8 protein-coding genes are annotated in these 12824 nt (G+C 56.5%); 7 read left to right on the top strand and 1 reads right to left on the bottom strand.

All coding sequences use genetic code 11. From position 1 onward, the window contains the following. The first annotated feature begins 48 nt into the window (after window positions 1-48). The 3 genes from Mal65_RS04965 (at window position 49) to Mal65_RS04955 (ending at window position 5400) form a co-directional block, all read left to right on the top strand. On the top strand, window positions 49-2766 hold the full coding sequence (locus Mal65_RS04965; RefSeq protein ID WP_196784583.1) for a PSD1 and planctomycete cytochrome C domain-containing protein: 2718 nt from the start codon (window positions 49-51) through the stop codon (window positions 2764-2766). A gap of 81 nt (window positions 2767-2847) precedes the next feature. Next, window positions 2848-4344 carry a DUF1501 domain-containing protein gene (locus Mal65_RS04960; RefSeq protein WP_145294305.1) on the top strand — a complete coding sequence of 499 codons (1497 nt, stop codon included), beginning with the start codon at window positions 2848-2850 and terminating at the stop codon, window positions 4342-4344. 117 nt (window positions 4345-4461) lie between these two features. Next, entirely contained in the window at window positions 4462-5400 is a 939-nt protein-coding gene (locus Mal65_RS04955) for a sugar phosphate isomerase/epimerase family protein (protein ID WP_145294302.1), read from the top strand. A 13-nt stretch (window positions 5401-5413) separates the two neighbouring features. Here Mal65_RS04955 and Mal65_RS04950 read toward each other — a convergent pair whose 3' ends face one another. Further along, window positions 5414-6904 carry a DUF6298 domain-containing protein gene (locus Mal65_RS04950; protein ID WP_145294299.1) on the bottom strand — a complete coding sequence of 497 codons (1491 nt, stop codon included), beginning with the start codon at window positions 6902-6904 and terminating at the stop codon, window positions 5414-5416. Window positions 6905-7047: 143 nt separating this feature from the next. Here Mal65_RS04950 and Mal65_RS04945 point away from each other — a divergent pair, with 143 nt between their 5' ends. The 4 genes from Mal65_RS04945 (at window position 7048) to Mal65_RS04930 (ending at window position 12737) form a co-directional block, all read left to right on the top strand. Continuing rightward, the gene (locus tag Mal65_RS04945) at window positions 7048-7914 is read left to right on the top strand and encodes an OmpA/MotB family protein (protein WP_145304684.1); all 867 of its coding nucleotides are present in this window, start codon (window positions 7048-7050) and stop codon (window positions 7912-7914) included. A gap of 153 nt (window positions 7915-8067) precedes the next feature. Further along, a complete protein-coding gene (locus tag Mal65_RS04940; protein WP_231131282.1) occupies window positions 8068-9003 on the top strand; it encodes a protein-tyrosine phosphatase family protein in 936 nt (311 codons plus the stop codon). A 165-nt stretch (window positions 9004-9168) separates the two neighbouring features. Next, complete coding sequence (galB, locus tag Mal65_RS04935) at window positions 9169-11697, top strand: beta-galactosidase GalB (RefSeq protein ID WP_196784580.1); 2529 nt, start codon at window positions 9169-9171, stop codon at window positions 11695-11697. A 179-nt stretch (window positions 11698-11876) separates the two neighbouring features. Next, the gene (locus Mal65_RS04930) at window positions 11877-12737 is read left to right on the top strand and encodes a family 16 glycosylhydrolase (protein WP_145294293.1); all 861 of its coding nucleotides are present in this window, start codon (window positions 11877-11879) and stop codon (window positions 12735-12737) included. Window positions 12738-12824 lie beyond the last annotated feature (87 nt).

Below are 12824 nucleotides of genomic sequence, written 5' to 3'. Positions count from 1 at the left end.
CGCCTGATCGATCGACGAATGATTTTCCGATTCCCGACAATGCGGCTCATGATGGTCACCGCAGGTCTTGCGATTGCCGCATGGGCCGGCGGTCCGTTGGCCCACAGCGACGACCCTGTCGACTTTGAACGCGACATCCTGCCGATCCTAGAAGACCATTGCCAGTACTGTCACGGCGAAGACGAACAGGAATCCGGGCTGCGTCTGGATCGTCGGGCGATGATGTTGCGTGGCGGCGACTATGGGCAACCCGCGGTCGTTCCCGGTGATCCGGATGGCAGTTATCTGATGACGGTGGTCACGCATGCGGAACCTGGCATGGAGATGCCGCCCGACGATGACAAACTGTCGGACGAAAAGATCGACTTGCTGCGGCGTTGGATTCAACAAGGTGCGCAGTGGCCCGGCCAGATGGACGACGTGGTCGATGAAACGATCGATCACTGGGCATTCATGCCTTTGAAAAAGGAATTCGACCACGACACGATCGACGGATTCCTGAAGGCCAAACTGGATGAAGCCGGACTGGCATTCAGCGCCGAAGCTCCGCCGCGACAATTGATCCGTCGCGTCAGCATCGCGTTGACGGGTTTGCCGCCGACGCCCCAGCAATCACAAGCCTTCGTCGATGCTTACGCCAAAGATGCCGACGCGGCCTATGAAAACTTGGTCGAACAATTGTTGGATTCGCCCCACTTCGGCGAACGGTGGGCACAACACTGGCTGGACGTGATTCGCTGGGCGGAAACCAACGGCAGCGAAAGCAACCTGTATCGCAAGAACGCGTGGATGTACCGCGACTATGTCGTCGACGCGTTCAACCAAGACAAACCCTATGACCAATTCATCACCGAACAAATCGCCGGTGATGTATTGGGACACGGTGACGCGACCGGCTATCTGGTCGCCGGCCCCCACGTTCCGGCGGCAACCGTTGGCCAGGAACCGACGGCGATTCGTCAAGCTCGAGCCGACCGAATGGACGAAATCCTGCAAACCGTTGGGGCTTCGGTGATGGGGGTGACCGTCGGATGTGCCCGATGCCACAATCACAAGTTCGATCCGATTTCGATCCAGGACTACTACCGCTTGTCAGCGGTCTTTCAAGACATCGAATTCGGCAGCCGCTTTCCCGAACTTTCCCCCGAACACCCACGCGTCATCCGCCACGACGAATTGACCGCCGACATCGAGGCGATTCGATCACAAATGCGGCGTCAAGGTTGGGCGTGGGTGGAAGATTGGTCGGGCTTCGAAGAAATTCATTTCCCACCACAAACGGTTCGTGAAATGCGGATCCAATTCGAAAAGGGTTGGGTCCAAGCCGACGAACTAGAAATTTTCGAAGCGGGTGATTCGTCACGAAACGTCGCCAAAGCGCACTATGGCACCGTCGTGACGGACAATCCGGCCACTCATATCGAAGGCAAAGATCCCGAAGCCTTGGCCGATGGCGTTTTTGGTACGCAAGTCTGGCGCGGGAAGAGTCCCAGCGGACAAAAGGAACGCCCATGGCTGCACTACACCTTCGCCCAAGACACGACGATCGATCAGATTCGAATTAGTACCAACCGCGAAGACTTCTTTGAAACGGATTACCTGGACAAGCAGAACAAGAACATGCACGGCGACTTTGCGATTCAGTTTCGCGACGCCAACGGGAATTGGAAAACGTTTGCCAAGACGTCGATGATGCGCAAACGCACCGAAGACGATTCCAATCGCAGTGCATTGGTCGACACCATCCAGCAGGCCATCGAACAGTTATCCACCCAGGGGCCCCAAATGGCGTTCTTGGGCAAGATGATCGAACCGGTCGACACCTTCGTGTTTTCGCGTGGTAGCCCGGAAAACCCTCGTGAAAAAGTTGAACCGGCCGCGCCCGAAAAGCTGAACGGTCAATTGGACATCGCGCCGGACGCATCGGGCCCCGAGCGCCGCCTTGCATTTGCACGCTGGCTGACGCGACCAGAAAACCCGTTGACCGCGCGAGTGATGGTGAACCGTTTGTGGCATCATCTGTACGGCAACGGAATCGTTCCCACGCCCAGCGATTTTGGCAAAGCCGGTGCACCGCCGACGCATCCGGAAATGCTGGACTGGATGGCGGAACAGTTCATCGAATCGGGTTGGTCGATGAAGTCGACGATCCGCTCGATCGTGATGTCGGATGCCTTTCGTCAATCATCCTTGCCCAACGACGACGGAATGCGTGTCGATGCGTCGGCGCAACTGCTGTGGCGTTTTCCGCCACGTCGCGTGGAGGCGGAAGTGATTCGTGATTCAATCTTGTTGGCCGCCGGTAACCTGAACGACACCGTTGGCGGTCCCAGCTATCGCATTCACAACATCAAAGCACGCTATGCCCAGTGGGAAGTCGTTGACAATTACAGCGATCCGACTTGGCGGCGAATGCTGTATCAAGAACGGATGCGTCGTGTCGACGATCGCATCTTTACGGCATTTGACTTTCCCGACTGTGGTCAGATTCGTGCCAAACGCCCGGTCAGCACCACACCGCTGCAGGCGTTGAATTTGATGAACAGCCAGTTCGTGGTCACGCAATCCGAAGCGATGGCCGAACGGGTGCGCCGCGAAGCGGGCAACGATACCGAATCGCAAGTCCAACGCTGCTATCAACTGCTGTTTTGCCGGGACGCCGATGAAAGCGAATTGCAATCATCGATCGAACTGGTCCGGCAACATGATTTGGCGCTGCTTTGCCGTGTCTTGTTCAACACCAATGAATTCGCGTTCCTGCCTTAACCGCCCGCGGGTCGCGCAACGGCGGGTAACCGATGGGGTTGGCCGTGATGACCTTGAATTTTTAACCGAAGATTGCAATCGATGAACTTGCCTGAACGCATCAGTCCAATCGGACGTTCGCTTTTGAACCGTCGATCGTTTTTGGGCCAGACCGGCATGTCCCTGGGTGGTTTGGCACTTTCACAGTTGCTGGCCCGTGACAACCTTTTGGCCAGCGATGCCGCCGATGGCTTGGGGCCGATTCGTCCCCAGATCGACGATAAGAATCCGTACGCGTCACGGCCACCGCACTTTGAAATGCCGGCCAAACAAGTCCTGGTGATTTATTTGCCGGGTGCGGTCAGCCATGTCGACACCTTCGATTACAAGTCAGCCTTGTACGACCTGGACGGTCAAAAACCACCAGGGATCCCCGCGGTCACCTTCGAAGGCCCAACGGGCAATATCGCCAAGCCGTTTTGGGACTTTCGTCCTCGCGGTGAAACCGGAAAGATGGTTTCGGATCTATTGCCCAACTTGGCCGAAATGGTGGACGACTTTTGTTTCGTCCATTCGCTGACGACCCAAACCAGCGCGCACCCACAAGGCGAAAACTTTTTCAACACCGGTTTTACGATGGAAGGTTTTCCGTCGTTCGGCGCTTGGGTGACTTATGCGTTGGGCTGTGAAACGGAAGAACTGCCCGCGTTCGTGGCCATCAACGACCCGCGTGGGCTTGCGCGAAGTGGCAAGAACAATTTCGGCAGTGGATTTCTGCCGGCGGCTTTCCAGGGCACCGATTTCACCGCATCCAACCCGCCGGCCAACTTGCACCGTCCCGACCGGTTTACACCGGGGGCCGATCAAGCGGGCGTGGATCTGCTACGCAAACTGAACGCCGATCACCTGGAGAGCTTTCCGGGCGATGCAGACTTGGCCGCGCGAATTGCCAGCTATGAATTGGCCGGCCGTATGCAGACATCCGTCCCCGAAGTGATGGATATCGCCGGCGAACCCAAACACGTCCACGATGCTTATGGAACCGAAACCGGCACCGAACTGAAACGTGCTTACGCCAACAACTGCATCCTGGCACGCCGTCTGTTGGAACGTGGCGTTCGTGTGGTCCAGTTGTTCAATGGCAGCGACCCGGCCGGCGGCAATGGGATCACCAACTGGGATTCGCATTCGGACATCTTGAAAACGCATGCGATGCAAGCGGAAATCATGGACCAGCCGACCGCTGCTTTGATCGCCGACTTGAAACAACGGGGCATGTTGGAACACACGCTGGTGGTCTGGTGCACGGAGTTCGGACGGATGCCGTTCTTGCAAGCCAACGGGACGGGGCGTGACCACAACCCCGACGCCTTCACCTGCTTCTTGGCCGGGGCCGGTGTGAAAAAGGGATTCAGCTATGGCGAAAGCGATGAATTCGGATTCAAGACCGCCAGCAATGAAACGACCGTATACGATTTCAACGCCACACTGCTTCACCTGATGGGACTGAATCACGAGCGTTTGACGTATTACCACAATGGGCTGGAACGACGCCTGACCAATGTCCACGGTCATGTGGTGAAAGACATTCTGGCCTGATTCGCCACGGATCATCGCCCATGGTTTGACGATGACAGGTATAACGACGACGTTCGAATGTCGCGTCTCACCCGTCGTACTTTCCGGAATACCCGTTCATCGCAAACCGACAACGCCATGATCCATCGTCGACAATTGCTTCAGTCCACCGCGGCACTGGCCGCGGCGTCCACCGTTGCTGGGCAGACCGACCCAGCAATCGCCGCTGATCCCGGCAGCGTCAAACGTGGAAACCCGATTGCGGTATCCACCTATTCATATTGGCGGTACCGCGACGATACCAAGTTACCCATCACGCGGTGTATCGAACTGGCGGCCGACGCCGGTTTTGATGCCGTGGAGATCTTGCATGTGCAAATGGAAGATCAATCCAATGCAATGTTGCAAACGATCAAACAGCGTGCGTTTCGCTTGGGACTGGATTTGTGCGGGTTGTCCACGCACCAGTCTTTTGTGACTCCCGATGCCGACAAACGGAAGCAGCAAATCGATCACACGATCGAGTGCATCGAATTGGCCTATGCGATGGGCATTCCCACGATCCGCGTGAACACCGGTCGCTGGGGAACATCAGGTAGCTTTGATGAACTGATGGCCAACCGTGGAATCGAGCCCACGCTGAATGGCTACACCGATGACCAAGGATTCGCATGGGTTCGCGATGCCTTTGAAAGGTGTTTGCCGACCGCTGAGAAATGTGGCGTCGTGATGGGGTTGGAAAACCACTGGGGGCTTGGCCGAACCGCCGACGGTGTTCTACGTGTCATCGGTGAAGTCGATTCGCCGTGGTTAAGAGCCACGTTGGACACGGGTAACTTTTTGGAAGACCAGTACCGCCAGTACGAACAATTGGCCCCCGAAGCCGTCTTCGTCCAGGCCAAGACGTACTTTGGCGGTGGGACGTGGTACACATTGGACATTGATTACGAACGTGTCGCATCGATTCTGCGGCAAGTGGATTACCGTGGTTACATCAGCCTGGAATTCGAAGGCAGTGAAGACCATGCGACGGCCATCCCGAAAAGTCTGGCCATGCTTCGGCAACACTTTTCATAACCCAGGCATCGTATCAGCGTTCGGCGTGCACCTCACCGCGTAGCACCAAAGCCCAGTTTCCGCCGTTCGGTGGTCGCAGACGCATCAGTTCCTTGTTCCCCATGCGGGTTTGCATCCGCTGATCGGTGTCGATAGAAATCCAATCCGCCGTTCGCTGGCCCGTGTCGCGCACCGCAACTTCGGCGGTGGTGGCATTGGCGGGAAAGAAAATCACCAACGTTTGGTCGTCCTTACCCGCGGCAGCATAGGCTTCGTTGGCTTGCCGCCCGATCAACAGATCATTCTTGGGATTCACATTCCACAGTGGCACCAATTGCTCCACGTCACGAGCCGCCCGCAAGCATGCCACCGCCTTGTCGTTGATCCCGATTCCCGAATCGGGACGATGGAACCGAATCGAAGCGGCCCCGGCCAACAGATGACGCCAAAACCGTTCGATCGCGTCTTGGTCACGATGGCCAAACTTGTTCCCATCGGCCCCATAGGTTTTGGTGGTGTTCATCGGACGCGGCTGACTTTTCAGATAGTCACGCACGAACAAAAAGTTTTGCCAGTGTTTCTCACCGCTGTTGTGATTGTTCTGCGACACGTCGACGTAGTCGTAAATCTCCGGATGGTCGAAGGTTTCCCGGTGTGACGTGGCCGATAAATTCCAGTCGTCCCACATTTCGGTCACCATGACCGTACGTCCGGCATCCTGGGCGCGTTGCTTGATGAAATCCGCCCAGTACTGTCCCCACTGTGGTTGCGCCCGCGTTTCGTTATCGATGCAATACAACACGTGGTCGTATTGCAACGAATGCTGTAACAACTTGGCGACTTGTCGCTGCTGGTATTTCAGCACGACTTGGTTGTCACGTTGCCGCGGCGTTGTGAAGAAAAAGGGCTGTTTGTTTTGACCGGGATGGTCGGGATAGGTTTTTGCGAATCCGGATTCGTCAAACGTGTAGTTCACGTTATTTGCCGGGTTGTACGGATGGTCGATCCAGCGTCGTGGTCCGCGACCGGCCAAGTCCGCATAGTCGAACCGATCCCAGATTTCGATTTGCACAAAGATGTCACGCTGGGCGGTCCAACGTAGAAATCGTTCAAAGCGTTCCCAGTACTTTGGGTTCCACCGCGACAGGTCGTACTTGCCATTGTCCAACCGCAAGAACGGATAGACCTCGGTACCACGATCGGGCCGATCGGACATCGTGTTGCGAACGACGTTTCCGCCGGCGGCTTGAATGCGGTCCAGCTGGGCTTTCAATTCATCGGCGGGCCACTGAAACAGGTTGTCATCATCGCTTCCGCCCAACAGCAACACGGGTTCCCCACGGTATGACCAGTACCAACGGTTTTCGGCCCAAGGCTCGATCCCCCGTTGATCGGCTCGCGATTCTTCCGCCCCAGTCGCCGGGCAAACCGCCGCAGCAAACGCCAGGCAGAGGCCCCCGGCGCAAAGCAGTCGCCTTGAAACCAGCGCCGTTGCGGTTGACCAGCGATACCGATTCGTTGCCATCGTGCGTATCCACCTGCGAATTGTGGGAAACGAATGCTCTTGCGACGTTTTTCAAAGATTTTCTAAAGTCCCATGCTATCAGCCCCGTCGACAGACCGCATTGACGGTCGAACGGACCCTTTACGATGCCAACGCCCATTGCCATGAACGCCCGACGCCGCACCCAGGATTCGCCTGGTCGCGTGCGTGCTGCGCTGCTGTTGTCCGTCTGGCTGATTGCGGCGGTCGTGTCCGGCTGTACACAAAATCCATATTTGGCCACCCCCGGCGGTGCCGCATGGCAGGGGCAACCCGTCGCGGTGGCCAACAATCCCACGCAGGCCCAGATCGCCGAACTCAGCCGACGCGTTCAGTTGCTGGACGATAACAATCGCCAGCTGACCACGCAGTTGGCCCAAAGCGAACAGCAGGCTCAGGTCTATAAGGACGAACTGCGATTGGTACGCACACAGCTTGCCGAGGTCACCAACCAGTTTGAATCCGCACGAATGGCTGCGAACCAGGCGGAAAACCAGGTCCGCAGTTTTCAAGCGTCCACTCAAATGCGTGGCGGCGCGACCATTCGGCCGAACACCAATTTGTCCGCGCAAGCATCGCGGCTGAACCTTCCCAACTTGGCCGTCCAGCCCGACGGCGATGTGGTTCGCATCATCTTGCCCGCAGATCAGTTATTTCGCGCGGGAACCAACCAGATGATCCCGCAAGCGGCCGGAATCTTGGATCCCGTTGCCGCACAGCTGCGCACCGTGTTTCCCCGACAACGCATCGCCGTGGAAGGTTACACCGACAATTCGCCAGTCTATGGCGGCGATGTCGCGACCAGCCATCAATTGAGTGCCGCACAGTCGGGTGCCGTACTGGACTTCATGGTCCGCCGTGCAGGAATGCCGATCCACCAATTGTTCACCGTGGCTCAAGGTGCCAACAATCCACGGCAATCCAATGACACCCCCGCCGGTCGTGCGGCCAATCGTCGGATTGAATTGGTCGTCTATCCTGAAACCTTCTAAGCATTACAGGTCCACTCACGATCGCGCAAAGACGAACGCCGATCTGAAATCGACTAAGCTAGTCCCAGCGACCTAGGTAAAGCACTGGTTCAATGGGACACTTGGATGGGCATGTTTTGGGGGCAAACAATCAAGGCGGCAATCGCTGCTGTGATGCTGTCCATCTTCTTTGGCGACATCCTGACAACACACAGTGTTGCCGACCAGCCTGAGAAAAACGCGTCGGTCCCGCATCCACAAAAGATGCCCACCCGTCATGTTCCCAACTTGGTGCAATTGCACGACCGGGTGTTTTCTGGTGGGTTGCCCGATAACGACGACGCGTTCGCGGAATTGGCCGCATTGGGCATTCGCACAGTGATCAGCGTGGATGCCGCGTTGCCCGATGTCGATGCCGCCGAACGACAAGGATTGCGCTACGTCCATCTGCCTCACGGCTATGACGGTATTCCTGCGGAACGTTCACTGGAATTGGCCCAAGCGGTCAACCAATTGCCGGGCCCCATCTTTATTCATTGCCATCACGGCAAGCATCGCAGCCCCGCCGCCGCCGCGGTGGCCTGCTTGGGCGCCGGTTTGATCAATGAAAACCAAGCCGACCAGACACTTCGCATCGCCGGAACGGGCCCACAGTATCGCGGGCTGTTTGCCTCCGTCGCCGACGCCCAACCTCTGTCCGACGCCGCGTTGAATCAAAGCGGTGTCGCCTTTCCCAGCATTGCTGATGTGCCCGCGATGGCCCAACTGATGGTGGACCTGGAAACACGCTTGTCGCACCTGCGTCGAATCGCCGCGAATGCCTGGGAACCGCCCGCCAACCATCCTGACCTCGACAAAGATCACCAAGCATTGCTGTTGATGGAAGCCTTTGTCGAAGCCGATCGCATTGCCCGGCAAGAATCGCTCGGCGATGACTTTGTCGAACAATTACAACGATCAATCGCGAATTCGAAAGCGCTCCGGCAATCGGTGGCGCGGGCGTCACAGAATCGGTCCGCCGCCAAAATGAGTCTCCGCAGAATCGAAAAAATCTCACACGATTGCCGTGTCTGTCACCAGCGATTCCGTGACGTTCCGTCGAATCAATAAGTCTCCGTCCGGGGACCTGCGACAGTCTGTTCCGACGCTTCCAAATTGTTAACACTTCGACGATGATACGGGTCTGCCCCGCCGCCGTCGTTGTCGAACGTCTTGAAGATTCGCATCGTCTGGCCTTCCCCCCAATCTTTTGCCCACCCGAAGGATTCGCCGACGATGCGACGATCGACCGGATTTCAATTTCGTGTTTGCCCACGATCGCGACTGCCACTGCTGGTGTGCGCATGTGTGATTTTGATGGGGTCGGTCGCTTCGGCCGAAAACCTTCAACGCATGGGACGCGAAAGCTTCAACAACGATTGGCGTTTCCACCGCGGCGCCGCCGAACACGCACAGAACGCCCAATACGATGATGCGTCCTGGCGTCCGTTGCGTCTGCCACACGATTGGGCGATCGAAGGCCCGTTTGACATTCAATACAACGCCCGCTGTGGCGGCCTGCCGTTCCACGGCATCGGGTGGTATCGCAAGTCGTTCACGTTGCCGGCAACCGACCGCGGTAAACAAGTCAGCGTCGAATTCGACGGTGCGATGTACAACGCGGAAGTCTGGCTGAACGGCCACAAGGTCGGTCAACGACCGTTCGGCTACATGGGTTTTGTCTGTGACCTGACCGAACATCTGAATTTTGGTGACGAAGCCAACGTCATCGCCGTTCGCCTTGCCCCGGAAGACCTGTCGTCACGCTGGTATCCCGGTGCGGGCATCTATCGGAACGTTTGGTTGGATCGCAAGTCACCGATGCATGTCGATCACTGGGGCACGTCGATCACGACACCGACGGTCACCGCGGAACAGGCGGTTATTGCGATCGAAACAAGCATACGCTGCGCCGACGCGAACAATTGCACCGGAGAATTGCAAACGACCGTCCTGGATGCGTCCGGCCAATCCATCGCCCAGTCCACGCAGCCGATCGAGGGGAAACCAGAAAAGGCGGTCACTGTTTCAACCGAATTGAACGTGGATCAGCCCAAGCTGTGGGACATCAGTCAACCGAACCTTTATCACGCGGTCAGCAAGATCGTTTCGGCCGACGGGGAAGTCCTGGACCGCTATGTGACGCGATTCGGGATCCGCACCATCGATTTCAGCGTTGAAAACGGATTCGTCCTGAACGGTCAACCGGTCAAATTCAAAGGCGTCTGTCTGCACCACGACCTTGGACCACTCGGTGCGGCCGTTAACCGACGCGCCACGATGCGTCAGTTAGAAATCATGAAATCGATGGGCGTCAACGCGATCCGAACCAGCCACAACCCGCCGTCGCCCGAGCAACTGGAATGCTGTGACGAGTTGGGTTTGGTCGTGATGGACGAATCGTTTGACGTGTGGCAAATCGCCAAAGTTGAAAATGGTTACAACAAATTCTTCGACGAGTGGTCCGAGCGTGACTTGCGCGACATGATCCTTCGTGACCGCAACCATCCCAGCGTGATCATGTGGAGCATCGGTAACGAGATCCTGGAGCAAGGGCGAAAAGACGGCTGGAAACAAGCCCGACGCCTGACTGAAATTTGCCATGACCAAGACGCGACGCGACCGGTCGCAGCCGGCTTCAACTACTATCCCGGCGCGGAGGTGAACGGTTTGGCCGCCGAAGTCGATATCGTGGGCTGGAATTACAAGCCCATGCGATACCAGGAAGTCACCGAGAACCATCCCGATTGGATCATGTGTGGATCGGAAACCAGCAGCTGTGTCAGCACACGTGGCGAGTACCATTTCCCCCTAGTGAAATACGACACTCACCCGTCCAAACAAGTCACCAGTTATGACTTCATCGGTCCGGTCTGGGCGTACCCGCCGGACTTTGAGTTCCAGTCGCTGGAAGAGAACCCGAACATTCTGGGCGAATTCGTTTGGACCGGCTTTGATTACTTGGGTGAACCGACCCCGTACGGTGGTCGTGACAATTCAACCAACGGCTATTGGAACGGCGATTGGCCAGTACGCAGCTCGTTTTTCGGAATCGTTGACCTTTGCGGATTTCCCAAGGACCGATTCTATCTGTACCAAAGCCAATGGACCGACACCCCGATGGTTCATGTCCTGCCGCACTGGACCTGGCCCGAACGGATCGGCGAAGACACGCCCGTGGTCTGCTATACCAATTGCGACGAAGTCGAGTTGATCGTCAACGGCGAATCACAGGGACGCAAAGCTCGCTTCAGTGCCCCCGTCACGTTGCCGATGTCGGCAAAGGTGGTCCCCGAACAGACTTATGATTCGAAGTATCGGCTGCAGTGGGTGGTTCCCTATCAACCAGGGTCCATCGAGGTCGTCGGGTATGTCGACGAAAAACCTGTCAGTCGCAAAAGGTTCGTCACCGCGTCCGCCCCGAAACAGATCCAGCTTTCGGCCGATCGCTCCGAAATCGCCGCCGATGGAATGGACCTGTCTTTTGTCACGGTGCAGATCCAAGACGGCGAAGGCAATTTCTGTCCGCGGGCCGACAACTTGGTGAAGTTCAGCATTGACGGACCTGCGGAAATCGCAGCGGTCGGCAACGGAAATCCTGCGTCAACCGAACCGTTCCAAGCGGATCAGCGGTACGCGTTCAACGGTCTGTGCATGCTGATCGTGCGATCCAAAGCCGACGTCGCCGGCGACATCAAGATCACTGCCACCTCGGAAGGGCTTGATGCATCGACCTTGAGTTTGCATTCAACCGACAACGATTGATCGAACGTTTTCAAGCGACTTTGATTTTGCTTCGCTTCCCTTGCGGGCGTGCATCGGATCCACCGGCATCCATGCCCGCTTTTCTGCGGAAGCCAAACAAAGGTTTCCGCCCCCATCTGAGGGCGTTTCATTCAACGCATCTACCTTTCCCGCATGTCCCATTCCCACCCCAGTCTGCAATGACACTGCTTACCATTCCAAAACGATTCCTGTTTTTCGCTCTGACGTTTCTTTTTGCTTTCCAAACAATCGCTAATGCGGAACCACCAACACCACCGGAAGGCTATCGATGGGTTCCCGATCCAAGGTTCACCGACGAATTCGACGGGGACCATTTGGACGCTGACAAGTGGTACGACCACCATCCGACGTGGAAAGGACGATCCCCGGCAAAATTCATGCCTTCGGCGGTATCGATCGTCGACGGCAAATTGCGGATTCGAAACAGTGTGCTGGACCAGCCAGATGGGCCATACACCATCGCCGGCGGCGCCGTTTGCTCCAAAAGCAATCAAGCACACTTCGGATACTACGAAGTACGCATGAAAGCTTCGAAAGTGTCGATGTCATCCACGTTTTGGTTTTCCAATCGTGGACGCAAAGTCGAAGATCGCTGGATCGCGCAAGAATTGGATGTCCAAGAAACCATCGGTGGTCCTAAGAAGCATCCGAATCGACCGTTCGGCATGTTTTCAAACACGCACGTTTGGATTCGCGAGAACGGCAAAAAGTATTCGAAGTCTCAGCCCGGACAAAGCGAATTCAAGGTATCAGCCGCCGACGAATTCCATACCTACGGCGTCTGGTGGGTCGATGCCAACACGGCACACTTTTATCACAATAATGAATTTCAATTCACACTTCACCCGGACACGTCGATCGTCAGCGAACCGTTCACCGACCCGATGCAGTTGAACATGGTCACCGAGACGTACAACTGGGAAACACCACCGACACCTGAAGAACTAAGCGACGACACGAAGAACGCGACCTATTACGACTGGGTTCATGGATTCCGATTGGAACCCATCCAACCATGATCAAGTGGCGCGGCGATCCCATCGTTTAACTTGGCGTCACCGCGGGAACGTTAACGGTATACTATTTTTTAACCTTCTATTCAGCGA

The organism is Crateriforma conspicua (assembly GCF_007752935.1).
Taxonomy (GTDB): domain Bacteria; phylum Planctomycetota; class Planctomycetia; order Pirellulales; family Pirellulaceae; genus Crateriforma; species Crateriforma conspicua.
Note: the sequence above shows the minus strand (reverse complement) of the source record. Positions and strands in the feature narration are given on the sequence as shown.

Coding starts and splice junctions, on each gene's coding strand:
- Mal65_RS04965 (WP_196784583.1), top strand. CDS start 49: ATGATGGTCACCGCAGGTCTTGCGATTGCCGCATGGGCCGGCGGTCCG.
- Mal65_RS04960 (WP_145294305.1), top strand. CDS start 2,848: ATGAACTTGCCTGAACGCATCAGTCCAATCGGACGTTCGCTTTTGAAC.
- Mal65_RS04955 (WP_145294302.1), top strand. CDS start 4,462: ATGATCCATCGTCGACAATTGCTTCAGTCCACCGCGGCACTGGCCGCG.
- Mal65_RS04950 (WP_145294299.1), bottom strand. CDS start 6,904: ATGGCAACGAATCGGTATCGCTGGTCAACCGCAACGGCGCTGGTTTCA.
- Mal65_RS04945 (WP_145304684.1), top strand. CDS start 7,048: ATGAACGCCCGACGCCGCACCCAGGATTCGCCTGGTCGCGTGCGTGCT.
- Mal65_RS04940 (WP_231131282.1), top strand. CDS start 8,068: ATGCTGTCCATCTTCTTTGGCGACATCCTGACAACACACAGTGTTGCC.
- galB (WP_196784580.1), top strand. CDS start 9,169: ATGCGACGATCGACCGGATTTCAATTTCGTGTTTGCCCACGATCGCGA.
- Mal65_RS04930 (WP_145294293.1), top strand. CDS start 11,877: ATGACACTGCTTACCATTCCAAAACGATTCCTGTTTTTCGCTCTGACG.